This is a genomic window from Microbispora corallina, from assembly GCF_016863035.1.
Classification (GTDB): Bacteria; Actinomycetota; Actinomycetes; order Streptosporangiales; family Streptosporangiaceae; genus Microbispora; species Microbispora corallina.
In genome coordinates this window covers 1-21,545 of sequence record NZ_BOOC01000067.1, presented here as the reverse complement: position 1 = coordinate 21,545, position 21,545 = coordinate 1, and the positions used below count along the sequence as shown (strand labels likewise).

Here is a 21,545-nt window from a genome sequence, read left to right as displayed (position 1 = left end):
CCCTGACGACCCCGTGACGACCCCGGAGCCGGCCCGCGCCCCCACGCGCGGGCCGGCTCCCGGCCGTCTCAGCGCACGACGCGGCGCGACGACGTCGTGGACGCGTCCGACATCCCGGCGTTCCCTGCGCGCCTCCTGCCTCGTGTCCCGATAGCGTCCGGATCGCGTACGCAGTCCCGACATGGCCAGGTCACAATCTCGACATTTCATCATATGAATTACGTATTCGCAGGTGCGTATACTCGACGTCGTGACCATCTCCATGGCGGCACGGTGAGTGCCGAGTTCTCCCAGCCCGACGCGGGCGCGTCCCGTGACCTGCTGGAGCCGATCCGGCATCGTCGCCCCCGCCGCCTGGGAGACACCGTCGTCACCCATCTGGTCGACCGCATCGTGTCCGGGGGCTACCCGGTCGACAGCGTGCTCCCGACGGAGCCCGAGCTGTGCGAGGAGTTCGGGGTCTCCCGCACGGTGGTACGTGAGTCGATCAAGCTTCTCGAAGCGAAGGGCCTGGTGAAGGCGATTCCGGGCCGGGGCACCCGGGTCCTGGAGCCCATCGGCTGGAACCTCCTGGACCCCATCGTCCTGGAGGCCCAGATCCGGCACGACAGCGACCTGCGGATCCTCGACGACCTCATCAACGTCCGGGCGGCGCTCGAGTGCGACATGGCGGCGCAGTGCGCCCGGGTGATCACGCCCGAACAGGCCGAGGCGCTGGCCGAGCAGGCGAACGTCCTGACGGAGACCCTCGACGAGCCGCTGCGCTACGCCAGGGAGGACGTCGTCTTCCACGAGATGATCATGATCGCGTCCGGCAACCGTCTCGGTCACGCGATCATTCACAGCATCCACGCGAAGGCGCGGCTGTCGAGCCGGTACAACGGCGATCCCAGCAGGGAGGAACTGGTCCAGTCGCTCGCCGAGCATCGGCAGATCGAGTCGATGATCCTCCAGGGCGACGCCCAGGGGGCCGCGGCCGCGATGCGCATCCACATCCTCGGCTCGTGGACCCGGCGCCGCCCCGGCATCCACGGGGCGCTCTCCGGCGGAGCCGGCTCCCTGGACGCCCTCGAATGAGACGGCGTACGGAGTGCTCCTCCCCCCGCCGACGCACGTCCCGATCGGCGTAGGGAACCTTCAGCGCCTTAGGAGTGCCTGTCTCGGTCGTACGCGGCACGTCGAGCCGGTCGGCGCCGACGTGCCGTTCGGCGTCCCGATCGCGTCCCCCCGGATGTACGGCGAACGAGATAAGTCATACTCTTGCAGGCGATCGCAAGAAGGGAGCACCGTGACCGACACTCCGCGCGAGGGAGGATACCGGCCGGGCTACGAGGTGGCGGCCGAACAGGTGCTGGAGCTCATCGCCCGGCTGCGCCTGCGCCCCGGCGACCGCATGCCCACCGAAGTCGAGCTGGCCCGCCAGCTCGGCACCAGCCGTACCGTCGTCCGCGAGGCCGTCAAGATCCTCTCCGCCCTGGGCCGGGTCCGCGCCCAGAAGGGCCGCGGCCTGTACGTGGCCGACGACGAGGGCATGCTCGGCGGAGGACGGTGGGCGCCCTTCTTCCTCCCCACCGACCTCGACCACGTCTACATGCTCTTCGAGTTCCGGCGGGCACAGGAGATGGAGACCAGCCGCCTGGCCGCCCGCCGCGCCACCCCCGCCGAGCTCGCCGCCATCGAGAAGGCCGCCCACCTGTGCCGCCAGGGCCACGACACGGGACGCGAGGACCTGTTCAACGAGGGCGACGACGCCTTCCACACCGCCATCGCGACCGCCTCGCACAACATGTTCCTCCAGAACACGGTGCGGCAGGCCCGGCGGCTCCAGGGGCAGTCCCACATGATCGGCCTGCGCGGCTCGCTGGGCGGCCACGCCGCCAAGGCCGTGGAGGAACACGAGGCCATCTACCAGGCCATCCGCGCCGGCGACCCCGAGGCGGCGGCCCTGGCGGCCGCCACCCACATCGACAACACGCTGGACGACTACCGCAGAGAGATCCAGCAGCGCCTCTTCTCCCCCACCGACTGATCCCACCGACCGATCCCACCGACCGACCCCTCGGGCGAAGCCTCCGGCGACCCCGCTCGCCGTCGGCCGACCGGGCCGTCCGCCCATGCCGTCCGGGCAGGCCGTCCGTGAAACTTACACGCCGGCCGGCCGGTCTCGCGGAGGTCCCGGCTGGGGCGACCAGGGTGCTCCCGCCGTGCGCGACCCCCGGCGAAAGTCCGACTCATCCCCTTCCTCGCGCCGTTTGAACAGGGGCGATGTACGACACGCCTCGGCCGCGCGACGACGGCCGTCACGCGCACACAGGGTGGTCGGAATGCCCACAGTCGCCGGAGTCGTCTGTGCTAAGTCTGAAACTTACTCTTGACGTGGTACGACTTCCTTAGGGTAATTAGTACCTAGACCCCGGAGGCAGCCTCCACAGAGGCAGGCGTCGCGGGCCGGTCGGCACACGTGGGCGCGGGACATCCCCAGCCCTCTGCGCCGAAGCCGGCCGCGTCCCTTCCACGGCCCCCGCCGCACCCCCCTCGTGGCGTCACTCGTGGCACCGCGCACCTCCATGGAGAAGCACGTGAGCGCTCTCTCACCACCGACCCGCCTCCACGATCACCGGCCGCGGCGCGGCCGGCCGGAGGGGGCGGCGAGCGCGCCCGGCCCGTGGCTCAGGTGAACCCGATCACCACGTGGATGCGCCTCTCCGGACTCGGGGACCGCTACAGCTCGGTGATGCCCGAGCGTAGTGATGTTAACGCTAACAATCCGGTCTGACCGCGGTCACCGGCTGCCGCACGCACGCAGCGCGGGACCCACACCCCCCTTCGCCACGCCACGCGTGGCGCACGATCGGAGGAACCGTTGAACACAGGAAGAAGGCTCGGCCGTCTCGTGATGGCGGCGCTGGTCCCCCTGGCCGTACTCCTCGCCGGGACGGCCGCCTCGCAGACGACGGCGCAGGCCGCGACCTCGCTGCCGTGCGACATCTACGCGACCGGTGGAACGCCGTGCGTGGCGGCGCACAGCACCACCCGGGCGCTGTTCGGCGCCTACAGCGGCCCGCTGTACCAGGTGCAGCGCGCGTCCGACCGCGGCTACCGCGACATCGGGCTGCTGGAGGCCGGCGGGTACGCCGACGCGTCCGCGCAGGACTCGTTCTGCGCGAACACCTCCTGCACGATCACGAAGATCTACGACCAGACCGCCAACCACAACGACCTGCCGATCTCGTGGGGCGGCTTCTGGAAGGGCCCCGGCCCCAACGGGGCCGACATCGGCGCGGACGCCAAGGCGCTGCCGCTGACCGCGGGCGGCCACCCGGTGTACGGGATCAAGAGCACGCAGGGCACCGGCTACCGGATCGACAACGCCAAGAACGTCCCGACGGGCAGCAAGCCCGAGGGCATCTACATGGTGACCTCGTCCAACTACGTCGACCAGTGGTGCTGCTTCGACTACGGCAGCGGCGAGAACTCCCACAACGACACCGGCAACGCCACCATGAACGCGATCTACTGGGGCACCGCCTGCTGGTTCGGCGGATGCACCGGCACCGGCCCCTGGGTGGAGGCCGACCTGGAGAACGGGATGTACCACACCAACACCGGGTCCAACAAGGACCCGAACAACTCCGGGGTGCACTACCCGTTCGTCAGCGCGTGGCTGAAGAACAACGGGACCACCAACTTCACCCTGAAGTACGGCAACGGCAACAGCGGCGGCCTGACCACCACGTACTCGGGCGCGCTGCCCAACGGATACTCCCCCATGAAGCTGGAGAGCTCGATCCTGCTCGGCACCGGCGGCGACAACAGCCCGACCGGACAGGGGTACTTCTTCGAGGGCGCCGTGACGTCCGGCTTCCCGTCCGACGCCACCGAGAACGCGGTCCAGGCGAACATCACCTCCGTCGGCTACTCCATGTCCGGCGGCAGCACCACGGGCGGTCAGCAGATCGTGGGCGGCCAGTCGGGCCGGTGCCTCGACGTCACCGGGGTCTCGCAGGCCAACGGCGCCCAGGTGCAGCTGTGGGACTGCAACGGCCAGAACAACCAGCGCTGGACCTACACCTCCGGCAAGCAGCTTCAGGTCTACGGCAACAAGTGCATGGACGCCTACGGCCAGGGCACGAGCAACGGCACCCAGGTGATCATCTGGGACTGCAACGGCCAGACCAACCAGCAGTGGAACATCAACTCCAACGGCACCATCACCGGCGTGCAGTCCGGCCTGTGCCTGGACGCCAACAACGCCGCCACCGCCAACGGCACCAAGATCATCCTTTGGGCCTGCAACGGCGGAGCCAACCAGCAGTGGAGCCGGCGCAACTGAGCCGGCCCATGACGTGAGGACGCACCGCCGCAGGACGCCGGGGGCCTGCGGCGGTGCGCCTCCCACCGCGGGACGGCGGGCGGCGGCCGACGCCGAGCCCCCGCCGCGGTTCCCCCATGACGGCGCCTGCTCCCGGCAGGCCTGTCGTCTCCTCGATTTCGCCTAACTCACCGAAAGGACCCCCCATGAGCCGGCGAAGAGAAGGCACCGCGCGAGTCGCCATGAGAGTGGTGGTCGCGCTTCTGTCCATAGCGATGTCGCTGGTGGCCGTGTCGGCCGCACAGGCGGCCGTCGGGATCACGATCAACGGTGGCTCCGGCGGCCGCACGTTCGACGGCGTCGGCGCCATCAGCGGCGGCGGCGGAAACAGCCGCCTGCTCATCGACTATCCCGAGCCGCAGCGCAGCCAGATCCTCGACTACCTGTTCAAGCCCGGATACGGCGCCTCGATGCAGATCCTCAAGGTCGAGATCGGCGGCGACACGAACTCCACGGACGGCGCGGAGCCGAGCCACCGGCACACCTCGGGCGACCTCGACTGCAACCGCGGGTACGAGTGGTGGCTGATGGAGCAGGCCAAGGCCCGCAACCCCAACATCAAGCTGGTCGGCCTCTCCTGGGGCGCCCCCGGCTGGCTCGGCAACGGCAACTTCTGGTCGCAGGACACCATCAACTACCTGGTCGACTGGCTCGGCTGCGCCAAGAACAGCCACGGGCTGACAATCGACTACCTGGGCGGCTGGAACGAGAAGGGCCGCGATCTGAACTGGTACGTCAACCTCAACTCGGCGCTGGACTCCCACGGGTTCGGCAACGTGAAGATCGTCGCCTCCGACGACTGGGGCTTCGGCGTCGCCGACGACGCGGCGAACAACACCGCCTTCCGCAACGCCGTCGACGTGTACGGCAGCCACTACGTCTGCGGGTACCGCGGCGCCCAGACCAACTGCCCGAGCTCGACCACCGCGATCAACTCCGGCAAGGTCCTTTGGGCCAGTGAGAACGGCTCCGACGACTACAACGACGGCGCGAAGGCCCTGGCGCGGGGCATCAACCGGGACTACATCGACGGGAAGATGACGGCGTACATCAACTGGCCGGTGATCGCGGCGATCCCGCCGAACCTCCCGTTCGCCACGATGGGCGTGGCGGTCGCGCCGCAGCCCTGGTCGGGCTACTACGCCATCGGCAAGAACGCCTGGGTGATGGCCCACACCACGCAGTTCACCAGCCCCGGGTGGAAGTACCTCGACTCCTCCAGCGGCTACATCGGCGGCAACCGCGCCAACGGCAGCTACGTCTCGCTCAAGGCGCCCAACAGCGGCGACTACAGCACGATCGTCGAGACGATGGACGCCACCGCCGCCCAGACCCTGAACTTCACCGTCACCGGCGGCCTGTCCACCGGCCAGGTGCACGTGTGGGCGACCAACCTCAACTCCGGCAACTCCGCCGACTACTTCCGGCACACCACCGACATCACCCCCTCGGGCGGCGCCTTCTCGCTGACCGTCCAGCCGGGGTACGTCTATTCCATCACCACCACGACCGGCCAGGGCAAGGGCACCGCCACCAGCCCCGCCCGCGGCTCGCTGGCCCTCCCCTACTCCGACGACTTCGACTCCTACGCCACCGGCCGTGAGGCGAAGTACCTGCAGGACATGCAGGGCTCGTTCGAGGTCGTGGCCTGCGGCGGCGGACGGTCCGGCAAGTGCGTGCGCCAGATGGCCCCGCGCCAGCCGATCCTGTGGACCGGCGGTTCCCACCCCTACGCCCTGCTGGGTGATCTGGGCTGGACCAACTACACCGTCTCCACCGACGTCCTGCTCGAACAGAGCGGGTACGCCGAGGTGATCGGCCGGGCCGGGGCGCAGCACTCCTTCGGTCCCGAAGGACTGAACGCCTACTACCTGCGGGTCACCGACGCCGGCGCCTGGCAGATCCTGCGCAACAACGTCGACAACGCGATGACGACCATCCGCAGCGGGACGGTCGCCGCACTGGGCACCGGCCGCTGGCACACGCTCGCCCTGGGCTTCTCGGGCAGCACGATCACCGCGAGCATCGACGGCACCCAGGTGGGCTCGGTCACGGACGGCACCTGGGGCGCGGGCCAGATCGGCGTGGGCACCGGCACGACCGAGACCGCGCAGTTCGACAACCTGACGATCACCCCGGGTCAGGGCGGCGGCACCGGAAACGGCAACCTGCTGCGCGGCCTGGCCAGCGGCCGGTGCGTGGACGTGCCGAACCAGTCGCAGACCAACGGCACGCAGGTGGCGCTGTGGGACTGCAACGGCGGCGCCAACCAGCAGTGGACGTACACCTCGTCCAAGCAGCTCCAGGTGTACGGCACCAAGTGCCTCGAGAGCGGCACCACCAACGGCGCCGCCGTCGTCATCAACGGCTGCTCCGGCGGGACGAACCAGCAGTGGAACGTCAACGCCGACGGCACCGTCACCGGAGCGTCCGGGCTGTGCCTGGACGCCTACAGCGCCGGGACGGCCAACGGCACGAAGATCGTCTTGTGGTCCTGCAACGGCGGAACCAACCAGCAGTGGAGCCGCAACTGAGCTGACGCGGTCGCCCGCCGTGGCGACCGTCCGGCGCAGGACGACCTGATGCCACGCCCGCGGGCCCCGAGACGGGGTCCGCGGGCCGGCGGCGCCTCTGAGGGGAACGGCCCTCGGTTTCCCGAGTGATCCAGGCACGCCCAGGACGGGTTACGGGGCTGCACTAGAGTGCATCCATGAGCGCCAAAGAGGACGCGTTCGCCTTCTCCTCCCGCAGGCCCGCCGAGCGCCTGGGCGTCGCGGTGGTCAGCGAGCTGGTCGAGCTCATCGTCACGGGCGAGCTTCCCGAAGGGGAGCTGCTGCCGCCCGAGGGCACGCTCTGCGAGCACTTCGGCGTCAGCCGCACGGTTCTCCGCGAGTCGGTCAAACGGCTCGAGGAGAAGGGCCTGGTGGTCGTGGCACAGGGCCGCGGCACCCAGGTGGCGCAGTCCGGGTCATGGAACATGCTCGACCCGGTCGTCTTGTCCGCGCTCATCGACAACGACGTGTCCCTGGGCGTCCTCGACGAGCTGACGATCGTCCGGGGCAGCCTCGAGTCCGCCATGGCGGGCGCGGTGGCGACGCGGCGCACGGCCGAGGAGCTGACCCGCATCGAGCACGCCCTGGAGTCGATGCGGGAGACGCAACACGAGAGCGACTCCTTCCGTCAGGCGGACGTGGTCTTCCACCTCACGATCATGGAGCTGTCCCGCAACCGCCTGGCCGAGAACATCGCCAAGCGCCTGTACCGGCGGGCGCTCGAGAGCAGCAGGTATCAGGGGATGCGGTACGAGGACGCCTTCCACTCCACGGTGGAGGAGCACGCCCTGGTGGTCGACGCCATCTCCCGCAAGGACGCCGAGGCCGCGGAACGCGCGATGCGCGACCACATCGTCAGCTCCTGGGAGCGGCGCCGGCTCGGGGCGCCCGAAGAGGAGCCCGGGCTCTAGGACTCCCCCGGCTCCGGGCATCCCCGAGCCCTGGGCCCTCCCCGGCTCTAGGCCTCCGCTGCCCGGCGTCCGCGCGCCGGCACGGCCGCGGCCGGGATCAGGCCTTCGGCGATCAGGTCCGTCCAGAGCCCGTCCGGGACGTCGGTCTCGAACCGCCGGAGGTCCTCGTCCACCTCGCCGGGCGAGCGCATGCCGACGGCGACCGCGGCGACGGCGGGGTGCAGCAGCGGGAAGGCCAGCGCGGCGGCGGGGAGCTCCACCCCGTGGTCCTCGCATATCGCCGCGAGGCGGTCGGCCCGCCCGATCACCTCGGCGTCGGCGGCCCGGTACTCGTACGTCGCACCGGGCGCCGGCCGCGCGGTGGACAGCAGGCCGGTGGCGAAGACGCCGGCGGCGACCACGGCGACGCCGGCCTCGTGGGCCGGCCCGAGCACCGCGTCGAGCCCGCTGTGGTCGAGCAGCGAGTAGCGGTTGGCCAGCATGATCACGTCGACGAGACCGTCCTCGATGATCCCGGCGAGCCCCGCGGTCGCGTTGGTCCCGATGCCGATCGCCTTCACCAGGCCGGCGGCCTTGAGCCGCGCCAGCGACGCGAGGCCCTCGCGCGCCGCGCCCTCCCCCGCCTGGTCGGGGTCGTGCGCGTAGAGGATGTCGACCGAGTCGAGTCCGAGGCGCTCCAGGCTCTCCCTGAGGGAGCGTTCGACACCCGTCGCCGAGAAGTCCCAGCGGCGCGTGCGGTCGCCGGGCACGGCGAATCCGTCGTCGTCGCGTTCGCGTGGCTCAGGGTTGGGCACGATCAGGCGGCCCACCTTGGTGGACAGGACGAACTCGTCGCGCGGGCGGCGGCGCAGCTCGGCGCCGATGCGCCGCTCGGAGAGCCCGAGACCGTAGTGCGGCGCCGTGTCGAAGTAGCGGATGCCGCGGTCCCACGCCCGGCGTACCGTCCGGGCGGCCTCGTCGTCGCTCACCGCCCGGCCGAGATTGCCGAGCGGTGATCCGCCGAGGCCGAGGACGCCGCGCCCCGGCCGGCCCAGGTTCAGCAGTCCGGCGACGGCGGCCGTCATGCGCCGAGCCCGTAGAAGGCCGACGCGGTGCCGGACATGACGGCCCGCCGCTCCGCCTGGCTCAGCTCGGCGACGAGCTCGTCCACGGCGCACCGCCACGCGACCGGACCGGCCCCCAGCTCGGCGAGCGGCCAGTCGGACCCGTACATGAGGCGCTCGGGGCCGAACGCCTCGAGCGCCACGTCCACCGCGCGGCGCAGGCGGGCTCCCCCGCCACCGCTCACGAGCCCGGCCAGCCCGGAGATCTTCGCGAAGACGTTCGGCCGGGTGGCGAGCTCGCGCAGGCCGGCTTCCCAGCCGGCGTCGTCGTCCGACTCGGCCAGCCCGCCGAGGTGGTCGACGACGAAGCGGACGCCGGGGTGCGCGGCCACGACGGCCGCGGCCGGCGACAGCTGCCACCAGCGCACGACCAGGTCGAAGCCGAGCCCGTGGGCGCCGAGCTGCTCCAGGGCCTTGCCCACGTCGGGGCGCTGGAGCCACGCCGGGTCGGGGTCGACGTGGACCAGGTGACGGATCCCGACGAGCCTCCCGCGCTCCGCGGGGCCGAGCCCGTCGAGCTGCGCCGCGACGTCGCCCGTGAGATCGGCCCAGCCGACGACCCCGGCGATGCGAGCATCGGGGTGCGCCAGAAGCCGTCGCGTCTCGGCGGCGCTGTTGCTCGACTGCACGACGACCGCGGCGTCCACGCCCGTCGAGTCGAGCATCCGCCCGAGGTCGGCGGGCGCGAAGTCGCGGTCGATGACCCCCATCGTCGCGGGGTCGATCCACGGCTGGGGGTCCGTGGCCCGGTTCCAGAGATGGACGTGCGCGTCGATCGAACGGCTCACGACAGGTGCCAGACCTCGTCGAGCGGCTGCCACAGAGCCCCGGGGTCACGCTCCTCGACGATGCGCACCTGACACGGGTCGGTGTGCGTCCACCACTCGCGCGTCACCGGGTCCTCGGCGATGCGGGCCATGTCGGCCGCGTGGTCCTCGCCGACGTACTCGTAGTAGGCGAACAGGGTGTCGCCGACGATGAAGATGGAGTAGTTCGTGACGTTCGAGTCGCGCAGCGTCTGCTCGACCTGCGGCCAGACGTTGCTGTGCAGTTCGAGGTACTCCTCCCGGCGCTCCGGCCGGACGCCGACGACGAAGGCGTGACGCTCGATGCGGTTCTGGGCGCTCACGCCGCCTCCTCGTGTGACGGCTCGCACGCGCGTCCGCGCGGCGCGCCTCCCCGTACGCTTCGCTCGCTCATGACCCCACCTGCCCCACCGCGTGCCCGTCGATGCGGCCGTCCTGACGCGGGTCGGGGACGAGACGCAGGCCGGCCCGGTCGGGACGGACGTGCGGCCCCGTGATCGCGGCCGGGGGGTTGGCGGCTCGCGAGATCTTGATGTGCTCCTCGTCGACCCGGATGCCGATGCCCGGCTCGTCGCCGAGGACGATGCCGCCGTCGTCGAACTCCTGGTCCACCTGGAGTCCGACGGGAGACGAGAGGTCCTGGACCTCGAAGGCCAGGTGGTTCGGCACCGCCGTGGCCGCGTGCGCCAGCGGGTTGGCGTGGTACGCCACCGGGCTCACGGGCAGGTCACGGCCGTGGGCCACCGCGGCCACCCGCAGGAAGTGCGTGATGCCCCAGACGTTGCCCACCTGGACGATGTCGATCGCGTCGGCGTCCAGGAGCGGCCGGTACTGCTCCAGCCCGGTGAGGTTCTCACCGGTCGCGACGGCGGCGCGGATGCCCCGCCGGACCGAGGCGAGCCCGGCCGCGTCCCATCGCCGCACCGGCTCCTCGACCCAGGCGAGGTCGATCTCGCGCTCGATCGCGCTGATGAACCGGACCGCCTGGGACCGGTTCCACGACTCGTTGGCGTCGAACATGAGAGCGGGGTGCGCCGAGTTGCGGCTGAGGACGTCCCGCAACGCTCGCAGCCGGCGGAGATCATGCTGAAGATCACGGCCGCCCTTCAGCTTGGCGGCGCCGAAGCCCCGGTCGGCGAAGCGCTCGTAGAGGCGCACGAGAGCCTCGTCGTCGAGGGCGATGTCCAGCCCGGAGGCGTAGCCGGCGACGAACCGGTCCCGGCCGCCCAGGGTGCGCCACAGCGGTTCGTCGGCCGCCTTCGCCTTGAGGTCCCACAGCGCCATGTCGATCGCGCCGATCGCGCCGAACGTCGCGCCCGAGTGGCCGGTCTTGAAGACCCGGGCCAGCATGCGGTCGTAGAGAGCCGTGACGGCCCGCGGGTCCTCACCCTCCACAGCGCCGAAGACGCGGTCGACGTCGCCGTGCGCGCCGAGCCCCACTCCTTCCAGGCCGCTGTCCGTCTCGAGGATCAGCACGTGCACGTCGGTGCGAGGCTCGGACATGACCCCGTTGGCGTCGCCGATCAGCCGCCCCCAGTCGTGCACCGTCGTGAGGCTGCGGTATCCGGTGACCTTCAAAATCGCTCCTTCATGATGTTCCTACTCACTCCTTGGTGCCGCCCGCCGTCATGCCCGCGACCAGGAAGCGCTGCGCGAAGAGGAAGACGATCAGCACGGGCAGCACCGAGATGACGGTCGCGAGCGCGAGCGTCGGCAACTGCACGGACTGCGTCCCGGCGGAGCTCGGGTTGAACGCCGGAGTCGAGGCGAGCAGCGAGGTCAGGCCGACCTGCACCGGATATCCCTCGCTCGACGGCAGCATCACGAAGGGCAGGAAGAAGTTGTTCCAGCTCTGCACGAAGCTGAAGAACGCGACCAGCGCGACGATCGGCGCGGCCAGCGGCAGCGCGACCCTGGTGAACACCTGGAGCTCTGTGCATCCGTCGAGGCGCGCCGCCGCGAGCAGATCGCGCGGGACGCTCGTCGAGAAGTAGATGTACGTGAGGTACACCCCGAACGGGAAGAACGACATCGGGAGGATCACCGAGAGCGGGCTGCCGATCAGCCCGACCACGTTCAGTTCGAGGAAGATCGGCAGCACCAGCGCGGTGTTCGGGATCAGCATGACGATCAGCGTCAGCACGAGGAGCGACCGGCGGAACCGGAACTCCGTCAGGGCCATCGCGTAGCCCGCCGGGATGCTCGCGATGAGCGTGATGACGAGCGCGCCCAGGGCGTACAGCGCCGAGTTGCCCACCCACGCGGTCACCGCGCCGTCCTGGAACCCGAACAGCTGGTCCCAGTTGGCGGCCAGGTCGCCGAGGCCACCGGGCAGGAACGGGTCGTCGACGATGAGCCCGTGCGCCGACTTCGTCGTCGCCAGCAGCAGCCAGACGATCGGGATGGCGAAGAACAGCACGAAGATCGCGACCACGACCCCGACGATCGTCCGGCCGCTCCAGCCGCTGACCCCGCCCTGGCGCCGCGCGTGGCGGCCGATGTCCACTGTCGTCATGTGCTAGCCCCTCTCGAACAGGCCGCCGCGCGTCACGAAGACGGCCGACAGCGCGAGGGCGATGACGAGCAGCAGCAGGGAGATGGCCGCCGCTCCGTTGAAGTCGTTCTGCTGGAACGCGTACTGGTAGGCGAGCTGGTTCAGCGAGTAGTCGTTGGGCACGATCGCGTTGCTCGCCTGCGAGAGCAACTGCGGCTCGACGAAAAGCTGCGTGCCGGCGGCGAGCGACATGATCCCCATGTACGAGATCCACTTGCGCAGCAGCGGGAGCTGGATGCGCCAGGCGATCTGCACGGTGGTCGCGCCGTCGATGCGCGCGGCCTCGATCACGTCGTCGCTGATGTTGTTGAGGGCGCCGTACATGATGACGATCCAGCCGCCCGCGCCGGTCCAGAACGCGATGACGGCGAAGATCGGGGGCAGGTTGCCCGGCACGATGACCTGCACGAAGCTGGAGAAACCCATCAGCCGCAGCAGGCCGCCGACCGGGCTGGCGGTGGGGTCGAGCACGAACAGCCACAGCAGCACACTCGACGCGCCCGCCAGGGCGCCCGGCAGGTAGAACACGAACCGGAGCGTCTTGCTCAGCCAGCGCACGCGGATCGCGTGGACGACGAGGGCCAGGAACGTGACCAGCACGACCAGGGCCACCAGCCACATCACCAGGTAGAGGGCGACGTGCCCGACGGCGGGCAGGAACCGGAAGTCGCTCATCACCTTCGTGAAGTTGGCGAACCCCGCGAAAGCGCCGTCGCCGTCGGTGAAGGCGAGGTAGAGGGCGTAGATGGCGGGCAGGATTCCGAACGCGATCGTCAGCACCGCGTAGACCGCGATGAAGGCGTAGCTCATCGCGCTCCGCTCACCGCCGTCACCCCGGCCGGCCGGTCGCCCGGCCCGCGGTGACACCGCGGGCCGGGCGGCCTGATTCGTAACCGTCATGTCACTTGACCGTATAGCCGTTGACCTGCGCCTGGTTCTTGATCGCGGTCTCCCACTCGGGAAGCAGATCGACCAGGCTCTTGCCACCGGCAATCGCAGGGGTCATCGTCTTGGCCCAGATCGCCTCCTGGCTGAAGACCCCGGAGCCCCACCCGGTCCAGATCTGCGGACCGGCCTTGATCAGCGCCCCCAGGTCGGTGGCGTAGTAGCCGCTCGACTCCTGCTTCTTGATCCACTTGTCCGCGGCGGGCGCGTAGGCCGGGTAACCGGGAGCGAGGTTCACCTGGTAGTCGTCCGCCGTCGTGACGAACTCGACGAACTTCTCGGCCGCCTTGAGGTTCTTCGCGTGGCTGCTGATGAACCAGGTGCCGCCGCCGACGTTGCCCGTCGCGGCGCTGTCGCCCTGCCAGGCCAGCGGCGCCGCGACGCCGAGCTGGCCGGCGGGGACGTTGAGCGACTGCGGGTTGTTGAAGATGGCGCCCGCGTACCAGGCCGGGCCCGGCATGAGGACCACCTTGTCGGAGTACTTCTTCACGAACTCCGGGGTGAAGACGCTCAGGTTGGGGACGGTGCCGTTCTTGATCAGAGTGTCGAGCATCGACGCGACGCGCTTGCACTCCGTGCTGTCGGTGTTCACCGTCACCGACGTGGGACCGGTGATGCCGTTCGCCTGGCACTTGCTGCCCCAGAAGTAGATCTCCGGGGCGAAGGAGTCTCCGACGGCGCCGACGATGTAGCCGGGGTGCTCCTTGGCCAGCTTCTCGCCGATCGCCTGGTACTCCTCCCACGTGGTGGGGAGGGAGTAGCCGAACTTGTCGAGGAGGCTCTTGTTGTACCAGAGCACCACCTGCGCGAGGTCGTTGCGGAGGCAGTAGACCTTGCCCTCGACGGTGCACGGGGCCAGGGAGCCCTGTGTGAAGTTGTCGAGCGTGGCCTTCGGGACGAGCCCGCTGTTGAGGACGGCCGCGAACGCCTGCTTGCCGTTGCTCTTCTGGCTCGCCCACGCCGCGTCGTTGTTCTGCGACGAGAAGACGACGTCGGGCCAGCCGCTGCCCGCGCGGTCGAAGAGCTGTACCTTCGTCCGGAAGGAGTTCGACCCGTTCGCGGAGCCGTCGTAGGTGACGACGTTAAGCTTCACGCCGGGGTTGGCCTTCTTGAACGCGTCGACCGCGCTCGACCGGTCGGCGTCCACCCAGACCGTGATCGGGGCCTTGTCATCCTGCGTGACCTGCGGAAAGCCGTAGGAGCCGACCGAGGAACCGCTGTTGCCGCCGCAGGCGGCCAGTGTGAGGGCGACGGCGAGAACGCCCACGCCACCGATCACCCGGCCGGTATATCCGTGAAGTTTGTTACGGACCATGTTGGTGTCCTTTGTCTTGTCGCCCACATTGACGACCCCCGCAATGTGATGAAAATAGAGCATACGTATTACGTGTGCAAGCGGTCTGAAGCACCGCCTTGAGGAGAGTGAGGACACCCGATGAAGGGTGCTGCATACGTGGGTGACGGTCGCCTGACGACCGTGCCCATCGAGGTCGCGCCGCCCGGTCCCGGCGAGCTCCAGGTCGCCGTCGCCTACTGCGGACTGTGCGGGACCGACCTCCACATCGTGCACGGCGACATGGACGCCAGGGTGCGCACGCCCCTCGTGTTCGGCCATGAGACGTCGGGCACGGTGGCGGCGGTCGGCGCGGGCGTGGAGGGCTGGAAGGTCGGCGACCCCCTGACCGTCATGCCGCTGCTCTGGGACGGCACCTGCCCCGCCTGCCTCGCCGGGCATCAGCACATCTGCCAGAACCTCGTCTTCGTCGGCATCGACTCTCCGGGAGGGCTGCAGCAGCGGTGGAACGTCCCGGCCTCGACCGCCGTGCCGCTCCCCGCCGGCCTCGACCTGCGGACGGCGGCCCTCGTCGAGCCGGTCGCCGTCGCGGTCCACGACGTCCGGCGCTCCGAGCTCCAGGTCGGCGACCGCGCCGTCGTGCTCGGGGGCGGCCCCATCGGGGTGCTCATCGCCGCCGTCGCGCGGCACGCCGGCGCCCACGTCATGGTCGCCGAGGTCGACGCGTCTCGCCGCAGCCGCGTCGCCGAGCTCGGTTTCGAGGTGATCGACCCCTCCTCCGCCGACCTGGTCGCCGAGGTCGAGCGCTGGACGGACGGCGTCGGCGCCGATGTGGTGTTCGAGGTGTCGGGAGCCGCCGCCGCGGCCCGCTCCACCACCGCGCTGGCGAAGGTGCGCGGGACGATCGTCGTGGTGGCCATCCACTCCGCCGCCCGCGAGCTGGACCTGCAGCGCGTGTTCTGGCGCGAGCTCCGGCTGCTGGGCGCCCGGGTGTACCAGCGGTCCGACTTCGAGCGCGCCGTCGAGCTGCTCGGCCGGGGCGTCATCCCCGCCGAGGCCGTCATCTCCGGCGTCGTCCCGCTCGAGGAGATCGCCTCCGCGGTCGACGACCTCTCGGCCGGCCGCGCCATGAAGATCCTCGTGGACGTCGCCGGGGAGGCCCGGGCATGAGCGGCCTGTTCGACCTGCGCGGCCGTCTGGCGGTCGTCACCGGCGCCCGCCGGGGCATCGGCCGCGCCATGGCCGAGGCCCTCGCCGCCGCCGGAGCCGACATCATCGGTGTCAGCGCTCACCTCGGGGCGGACGACGAGGTCGCCAAGACGGTCCGCGGACTCGGCCGGTCCTTCGAGGGCCGCGCCGTGGACTTCGCCGATCGCGACGCCGTCCTGGCCCTGGGCGCCGAGCTCGCCGGGCGGGCTCCCGACATCCTCGTCAACAACGCGGGCACGATCGAGCGGGCCCCCGCGGCGGAGCATCCGCTCACATGGTGGGACCGCGTGATCGAGGTCGACCTGTCGAGCCAGTTCGCCCTCACCCAGCTGGTGGCGCGGCCGATGCTGGAGCGCGGCCGGGGCAAGATCGTGTTCACGGCGAGCATGCTGAGCTTCCAGGGCGGGATCAACGTGCCCGGCTACACCGCCGCCAAGTCGGGCATCGCCGGCCTCACCCGGGCGCTCGCCAACGAGTGGGCCGGTCGCGGGGTGAACGTCAACGCCATCGCGCCGGGCTACATCGCGACCGACAACACGGAGGCGCTGCGCGGCGACCCCGAGCGGTCGCGGTCGATCCTGGAGCGGATCCCGGCCGGACGCTGGGGTCGCGCCGACGACATCGCGGGCGCGGCCGTCTTCCTCTGCTCGGCGGCGTCCGACTACGTCTCGGGGGCGGTCGTCCCCGTGGACGGCGGGTGGCTGGCGCGCTGACCGCGGCCGGGGGACGGCCGGGCGCGCGACGCCCGGAGGTCTCCGCCCGGCGCACGGCGTGAAAGGGCGGGGGGAGCCGCACGGCTCCCCCCGCCTCCTCGTCTGCCGGGAACTACTGCGAGACCCCGGGGAAGGTCCGCAGGGCCGGCTCGACGCCGGCGTGCGCGATCACGTCCTGGGCGTCGTCCGGCCAGGCCGTACCCGAGACCTGCACGTTGTCGATCAGCTGGTTGTTGTGCTGCGCCGCGTTCGGCGTCTGCGTGACGCCGGAGTTGTACCAGTTGTGGGCAAGCACGTTGTCGCTGGTGTTGTTGATCGTCCCGTACGAGTTCGTGAAGACCCACACCCCGCAGTCCTGGACCACGTTGTTCTTCATCGTCACGTAGCGGGATCCCTCGTCCAGGTAGAGACCCACGGTGTGCAGGGTGTCGTAGATGTAGTTGCCGCTGAACACCGCGCCCGGGTTGGCCGACAGGTTGTACAGGCTGCCCCCGTCGTGGAAGACCTTCTTGACCCCGTGGATCAGGTTCCCCGTCACCTCGGTGTTCCTGAGGGTCGTCGGCGTCGTGTAGACCGGCTGGTAGTTGTACAGGCCGCGGTTGCGGTAGTCCTGGCTGCCGCCCGCGTCGTTCGCGCCCCAGCCCCAGCCGGTGTCGATCCCGTCGTACGCGAGGTTCGAGACCTCGTTGTGCGCGATCACGACGTGGTCGACGTAGGTGGACAGGATGCCCGACATCTCCTTGTAGTCCTTGGCGACGTCGGTCACCAGGTTGTTGTCGATCGTGATGTCGCGCAGGGTCATCGCCGGGTCGCTCGGGTGGTGGGCGTCCGGCTGCACACCGCCCACGACGACCCCCGCGCCACCGAGGTCGGTGAACAGGTTGTGGTGCACGGTCGTCTCAGTGACCCCGAGCCCGATCCCCGCACCGTTCGCGTCGGCGTCCAGGCCGATGCCGAGGCCCACCTGTCCCAGGTGGGCGAAGGTGTCGTCCGAGAAGGTCACGCGGCTGGCCGCGGCGACCTGGACGGCGGCGGGGACCTGGTTCCAGCCGTTGCGCGCGCCCTCGAACAGCGGGCAGCCCGACTGGCAGCTGCTCAGGTAGTCGGCCGGCTGCGGGTACGCCTTCGGAATGAACGCGCCGTTCTGCTGGTCGGCGTAGCCAATCGGCGAGCCGGGCGACAGCCAGGTCGAGTACGAGAACCGGATGCCCGAGAACGTCAGGTCGTGCACCGGGTTCGCGTAGCTGCCCGCGATCTGCACGAGCGACTCGAGGTAGGGCAGCACGAACGACTGGCCGTTCGGGTCCTCACCGGCGGCGGCGCGGTAGTACAGCCTGCCGGCCGCGGGGTCGAGGTACCACTGTCCCTCCTGGAGGAACGCGTAGGAGTTCTCCAGCAGCAGGCGGCCACCCGCGAACGGGTGGGCCAGGGTGTCGTACCCCCAGTTGTTGTTCTGCCAGGCGGGCTGCTGCATCGTGATCGTCGTCCCGCTGATGCTCTGCACGGGGGCGTACCGGTCGGTGAACGAGTCCTGGCTCTCGACCTCGATGCGGCTCTGGTCCGGCAGCGTCGCGAGGTAGCCGAGCGCGGGATTCCTGATCTCCATGCCCGACGGCGTGACCGTCACGTCGCCGCGGGCGATGGTGATCGCCGCGCGGGGCGCCGCCGCGTCGTTCTTGTAGAGCTGGCGGCTGTCCTGTCCCTTCGGCACGGAGGCGACGAAGATGTTCTTGCCGGCGTCGTACGGCGTCCAGCCGGTCACCTCCCGGCCGCCCGAGATGACCGGTCGCGCCCCTCTCGCGGCGGTCCAGGTCACCGGCTTGGCGCCGGTGCCCGAGTCCTCCGCGGTGAAGCGTAACGGCTTGTCCAGCCGGTAGGTCCCGTCCTTCAGCTCGACCGTGACGGTGCTTCCCGCGTGCGCCGACGCGCGGGCCATCGCCTGCGCCGCCGCCGGCGTGCGCAGCGGCTTGCCCGGCGTGCCCTGGTTGCGGTCGTCGCCGTCCGGCGACACGACGATCGTGGTCCGGCCGGGATGCGGCGGCACGGCGAGCGCCGGCGTGGCGCTGACCGCGACGATCCCGGCCGCGACGAGGGAGATTGCTCCGGCGACGGATGCCAGATGACGTTGTCTCACGTGTCCCCGATTCCTCTGGTGCATGTGACGTTACTCATAAGACGTATGATGAATTACTCTCCGAAGGGGAGGCCCGTCAAGGGGAGCCGATCTAGAAACCGTTGGGGAGCGGCATCATGGGCATCGGTGGACCGGCCGGGGCGGCCCAGGTCTCCACGCTCGGCGAGGCCCTGGTGCGTCTGTCACCGGCGCCGGGCGAGCGGCTGCGCGACTCCGGGCAGTTCCGGGTGCACGTCGGCGGCGCCGAGGCGAACGTCGCGGTGGCCCTGGCGTCGGTCGGCGTGCCGACGCGCTGGACGTCGGCGCTGCCGCAGACCGTCCTCGGGCGGCGCGTCGCCGACTCGCTGTCGAGCGCGGGCGTCGCCCTCGACACCGTGCGGTGGACGGCCGGCGAGCGTCTCGGACTGTACTTCGCGGAGATCGGCTCGCCGCCGCGCCCCACGAGTGTGGTGTACGACCGGGCCGGCACCGCGTTCGCCTCGCTCTCCGTCGACGACCTGGACTGGGCCGCCGTGTGCGACGCGCGGATCGTCCACCTGACCGGCATCACGGCCGCCGTGGCGCCGCGGTCCGGCGCGCTCGTGCTGCGGGCGGCGCGGGAGGGACGCGAGCGTGGCGCGCTCGTCGTCTACGACGTCAACTACCGGGCGGCGCTGTCCTCGCCGGAGGCGGCCGCCTCGTTCACCGCCGAACTCGCCGCCCACGTCGACCTGCTGATCTGCCGGGCCGAGGACGCGCGCGACCTCTTCGGCCTCGCCGGCGACGCGCCGTCGCTGGCGAGCGACCTGGCGAAGACGCTGTCGATCGGCCGCGTGGTGGTGACGTCGGGCGCCGACGGCGCCGTCGCGTGGTGGGACGGCGAGTCCGTCGCGGCTCCGGCGCTGCCCACCGCCGGCGTCGACCGGATCGGCGCCGGGGACGCCTTCGCGGCCGGTGTGCTGTGGGGCGTGCTCGACGGCTCCCCCGAGGAGGCGCTCAGGCGGGGGACGGCGATGGCCTCCCTGGCCATGACCGTGCACGGGGACCAGTGCCGCTTCTCGGCCGAGGAGGTGCTGGACGTGGCCCGCGGCGCGGGACGGGAAGTGCGCCGCTGAGCATGCGGGCGAGTGGCGTCCCGCCCGGCCGGGCCGGTCCGCGCGTGGGGGGGCGTGGGGAGCGCGGACCGGCTCGGAGGTGGTGAGGGTCAGACGCGGGTCCAGCGCTGGTTGGCCTGCCCGTTGCAGGTCCAGATCTGGAGCTTGGTGCCGTTGGCCGTGGCACTGTTCGGCACGTCCAGGCACTTGTTCGCGCCGACAGCGGTCAGGCTGCCGTCGGAGTTGAGGCGCCACTGCTGGTTGTTCTGACCGTTGCAGTCCCAGATGAGCACACTGGTGCCGTCGGCCGTGCCCCGGTTGTTGACGTCCAGGCACTTGGACCCGTACACCCGCAACTCACCGGCGCTCGTCACCGTCCACCGCTGGTTCGCCTGGTTGTTGCAGTCCCAGATCTCCGCCAGCGCCCCGTTCGCCTGCGAGGCGCCCGTGACGTCCAGACACCGGCCCGACCCCACACCCCGGAACGCGCTCGTGCTCCCCGTCGGCGTCGGCGTCGGGCTGGGCGTGACGATGCCCCCACCGGTCACGACGTACATCGCGGCTCCGTGCCCGGGGACCGACGCGCTGATCGTGCCGGACGTGGAGGAGGTGGAGTGCGCCCACAGGTCGCGTACGGAGTAGGAGGAGGCGGAGCCGAGGCCCACGGCCGAGGCGGTGGTGGACACCGTCGCCGTCGACGTGCCGCGGTTGAGCAGCACGACCGCGACCGACCCGTTGGACATCGGCTTGCGCCAGACCTCAAGGTTGCCGTTGTCGCTGACCTTGGTGCCCTGCCGGCCGCCCCAGTCCTGGTCGACCGCGATGACCTCGGTGTTCGTCAGGATCGTGCGGGTGTCGGAGCTCATCGTGCGGATGTCGTTGCCCGCGATGAGCGGCGCGTTCAGCAGCGCCCACAGGCTGAAGTGCGCCCGGCCCTCGGTCCCCGAGAGCGAGCCGTTGCCCACCTCCAGCATGTCGGGGTCGTTCCAGCCGCCCGGACCCGAGTACGCGTCGAGCCCGACTTGCTGGTCGAGGATGCTCGTCACCGAGCCGAAGTTGGCCTGGATGTCCCCGGTGGTGCGCCAGGAGTTGCCGGTCGCCATCCCCCAGGTCCAGACGCTCTCCTGTCCCCAGTTGCAGAGGCTGAACAGGATCGGGCGGCCGGTGGCGGCCAGCGCGTCGCGCATCGCCGTGTACCGCTGCTGCCCGGTCTTGCCCTGGTGGTCGCCGCAGTTGTCGTACTTCAGGTAGTCGATCCCCCACGACGCCCACAAGGCGGCGTCCCTGCGCTCGTTGCCCAGGCTGGCCGGGTACCCGGCGCAGGTGGTGAGGCCCGCGGAGGAGTAGATGCCGAGCTTCAGCCCCTTCGAGTGGACGTAGTCGGCCACGGCCTTGATGCCGTTGGGGAACTTCTGCGGGTCGGGCACCAGGTCGCCGTTGGAGTTGCGGCTCTTGGTCGACCAGCAGTCGTCGATGTTGACGTACTGGTAGCCGGCCGCGGCCATTCCGCTGGACACCATGGCGTCCGCGCTCTGCCGGATCAGCGAGTCGCTGACGTTGCAGCCGAAGCTGTTCCAGTCGTTCCATCCCAACTGGGGCGTGCGGGCAAGGCCGTTGTCCAGCGCGGCCGCGGGCGACGTCGCCCCGCCGGCCACGACCAGGGACCCGGCGGCCACCACCGCCGCCAGTGCCCATCGGACGATTTTCTGCATCGGACTCCTCTGTTCTGTGCTGGATCACCCGCCCCCACCCGGCGGTTCCGGGTGGGCGGCGGTAGGGGGTGCTGGGGGCGGACGGACGCGTCGGCGTTCGTGGCCGCCGATCAAGCGCCGATCAAGCGCCGATCAGGGGTCAGCGGTAGCCGGCGGCGGTGACGTCC

Annotated in this window: 17 protein-coding genes; 8 read left to right on the top strand and 9 right to left on the bottom strand. The window is 70.6% G+C overall.

Annotation, left to right across the window (positions count from 1 at the left end):
• Positions 1-273: 273 nt before the first annotated feature.
• The 5 genes from Mco01_RS37945 (at position 274) to Mco01_RS37925 (ending at position 7,835) form a co-directional block, all read left to right on the top strand.
• The gene (locus tag Mco01_RS37945; protein WP_204061660.1) at positions 274-1,077 is read left to right on the top strand and encodes a FadR/GntR family transcriptional regulator; all 804 of its coding nucleotides are present in this window, start codon (positions 274-276) and stop codon (positions 1,075-1,077) included.
• Between the two features lie 211 nt (positions 1,078-1,288).
• On the top strand, positions 1,289-2,029 hold the full coding sequence (locus Mco01_RS37940; protein ID WP_036320821.1) for a FadR/GntR family transcriptional regulator: 741 nt from the start codon (positions 1,289-1,291) through the stop codon (positions 2,027-2,029).
• 834 nt (positions 2,030-2,863) lie between these two features.
• Positions 2,864-4,333 carry an arabinofuranosidase catalytic domain-containing protein gene (locus Mco01_RS37935; RefSeq protein ID WP_204061659.1) on the top strand — a complete coding sequence of 490 codons (1,470 nt, stop codon included), beginning with the start codon at positions 2,864-2,866 and terminating at the stop codon, positions 4,331-4,333.
• 230 nt (positions 4,334-4,563) lie between these two features.
• Positions 4,564-6,906, top strand: coding sequence for a ricin-type beta-trefoil lectin domain protein (locus Mco01_RS40015; RefSeq protein ID WP_204061658.1), 2,343 nt, complete (start codon positions 4,564-4,566; stop codon positions 6,904-6,906).
• Between the two features lie 176 nt (positions 6,907-7,082).
• A complete protein-coding gene (locus tag Mco01_RS37925; protein ID WP_036320825.1) occupies positions 7,083-7,835 on the top strand; it encodes a FadR/GntR family transcriptional regulator in 753 nt (250 codons plus the stop codon).
• A 47-nt stretch (positions 7,836-7,882) separates the two neighbouring features.
• Here Mco01_RS37925 and Mco01_RS37920 read toward each other — a convergent pair whose 3' ends face one another.
• The 7 genes from Mco01_RS37920 to Mco01_RS37890 all read right to left on the bottom strand — a co-directional run bounded on the left by Mco01_RS37920 (position 7,883) and on the right by Mco01_RS37890 (position 14,558).
• Complete coding sequence (locus Mco01_RS37920) at positions 7,883-8,899, bottom strand: aldo/keto reductase (RefSeq protein WP_204061657.1); 1,017 nt, start codon at positions 8,897-8,899, stop codon at positions 7,883-7,885.
• Complete coding sequence (locus tag Mco01_RS37915) at positions 8,896-9,726, bottom strand: amidohydrolase family protein (protein ID WP_204061656.1); 831 nt, start codon at positions 9,724-9,726, stop codon at positions 8,896-8,898. Before Mco01_RS37915 ends, Mco01_RS37920 begins: the two co-directional genes overlap by 4 nt.
• Positions 9,723-10,067, bottom strand: a complete 345-nt coding sequence (locus tag Mco01_RS37910; protein ID WP_204061655.1) for an L-rhamnose mutarotase — start codon at positions 10,065-10,067, stop codon at positions 9,723-9,725. The genes Mco01_RS37915 and Mco01_RS37910 overlap by 4 nt, the downstream gene beginning before the upstream one ends.
• Positions 10,068-10,134: 67 nt before the next feature.
• The gene (locus tag Mco01_RS37905) at positions 10,135-11,322 is read right to left on the bottom strand and encodes a mandelate racemase/muconate lactonizing enzyme family protein (protein ID WP_204061654.1); all 1,188 of its coding nucleotides are present in this window, start codon (positions 11,320-11,322) and stop codon (positions 10,135-10,137) included.
• Between the two features lie 25 nt (positions 11,323-11,347).
• Positions 11,348-12,259 (bottom strand): carbohydrate ABC transporter permease, encoded by a 912-nt coding sequence (locus Mco01_RS37900; RefSeq protein WP_204061653.1) that lies wholly within the window; start codon positions 12,257-12,259, stop codon positions 11,348-11,350.
• A gap of 3 nt (positions 12,260-12,262) precedes the next feature.
• Entirely contained in the window at positions 12,263-13,198 is a 936-nt protein-coding gene (locus Mco01_RS37895; protein WP_036320832.1) for a carbohydrate ABC transporter permease, read from the bottom strand.
• 1 nt (position 13,199) lies between these two features.
• Positions 13,200-14,558, bottom strand: coding sequence for an ABC transporter substrate-binding protein (locus tag Mco01_RS37890; RefSeq protein WP_204061652.1), 1,359 nt, complete (start codon positions 14,556-14,558; stop codon positions 13,200-13,202).
• 138 nt (positions 14,559-14,696) lie between these two features.
• On the opposite strand from Mco01_RS37890, the gene Mco01_RS37885 reads away from it, so the two are divergent.
• On the top strand, positions 14,697-15,707 hold the full coding sequence (locus tag Mco01_RS37885; protein WP_204061651.1) for a zinc-dependent alcohol dehydrogenase: 1,011 nt from the start codon (positions 14,697-14,699) through the stop codon (positions 15,705-15,707).
• On the top strand, positions 15,704-16,459 hold the full coding sequence (locus tag Mco01_RS37880; protein WP_204061650.1) for an SDR family oxidoreductase: 756 nt from the start codon (positions 15,704-15,706) through the stop codon (positions 16,457-16,459). Before Mco01_RS37885 ends, Mco01_RS37880 begins: the two co-directional genes overlap by 4 nt.
• A gap of 112 nt (positions 16,460-16,571) precedes the next feature.
• Here Mco01_RS37880 and Mco01_RS37875 read toward each other — a convergent pair whose 3' ends face one another.
• Positions 16,572-18,593 carry a right-handed parallel beta-helix repeat-containing protein gene (locus tag Mco01_RS37875; RefSeq protein WP_204061649.1) on the bottom strand — a complete coding sequence of 674 codons (2,022 nt, stop codon included), beginning with the start codon at positions 18,591-18,593 and terminating at the stop codon, positions 16,572-16,574.
• A gap of 116 nt (positions 18,594-18,709) precedes the next feature.
• Between Mco01_RS37875 and Mco01_RS37870 the strand changes: the two genes are divergently transcribed.
• Complete coding sequence (locus tag Mco01_RS37870) at positions 18,710-19,687, top strand: sugar kinase (protein WP_204061648.1); 978 nt, start codon at positions 18,710-18,712, stop codon at positions 19,685-19,687.
• Positions 19,688-19,776: 89 nt separating this feature from the next.
• On the opposite strand, the gene Mco01_RS37865 is transcribed toward Mco01_RS37870, so the two are convergent.
• On the bottom strand, positions 19,777-21,378 hold the full coding sequence (locus tag Mco01_RS37865; RefSeq protein ID WP_204061647.1) for a ricin-type beta-trefoil lectin domain protein: 1,602 nt from the start codon (positions 21,376-21,378) through the stop codon (positions 19,777-19,779).
• Positions 21,379-21,545 lie beyond the last annotated feature (167 nt).

Excerpts from the sequence above, each read along its gene's own strand:
- Mco01_RS37925 (WP_036320825.1), top strand. The coding sequence starts at position 7,083 with ATGAGCGCCAAAGAGGACGCGTTCGCCTTCTCCTCCCGCAGGCCCGCC.
- Mco01_RS37920 (WP_204061657.1), bottom strand. The coding sequence starts at position 8,899 with ATGACGGCCGCCGTCGCCGGACTGCTGAACCTGGGCCGGCCGGGGCGC.
- Mco01_RS37900 (WP_204061653.1), bottom strand. The coding sequence starts at position 12,259 with ATGACGACAGTGGACATCGGCCGCCACGCGCGGCGCCAGGGCGGGGTC.
- Mco01_RS37895 (WP_036320832.1), bottom strand. The coding sequence starts at position 13,198 with ATGACGGTTACGAATCAGGCCGCCCGGCCCGCGGTGTCACCGCGGGCC.
- Mco01_RS37890 (WP_204061652.1), bottom strand. The coding sequence starts at position 14,558 with ATGGTCCGTAACAAACTTCACGGATATACCGGCCGGGTGATCGGTGGC.
- Mco01_RS37880 (WP_204061650.1), top strand. The coding sequence starts at position 15,704 with ATGAGCGGCCTGTTCGACCTGCGCGGCCGTCTGGCGGTCGTCACCGGC.
- Mco01_RS37870 (WP_204061648.1), top strand. The coding sequence starts at position 18,710 with ATGGGCATCGGTGGACCGGCCGGGGCGGCCCAGGTCTCCACGCTCGGC.
- Mco01_RS37865 (WP_204061647.1), bottom strand. The coding sequence starts at position 21,378 with ATGCAGAAAATCGTCCGATGGGCACTGGCGGCGGTGGTGGCCGCCGGG.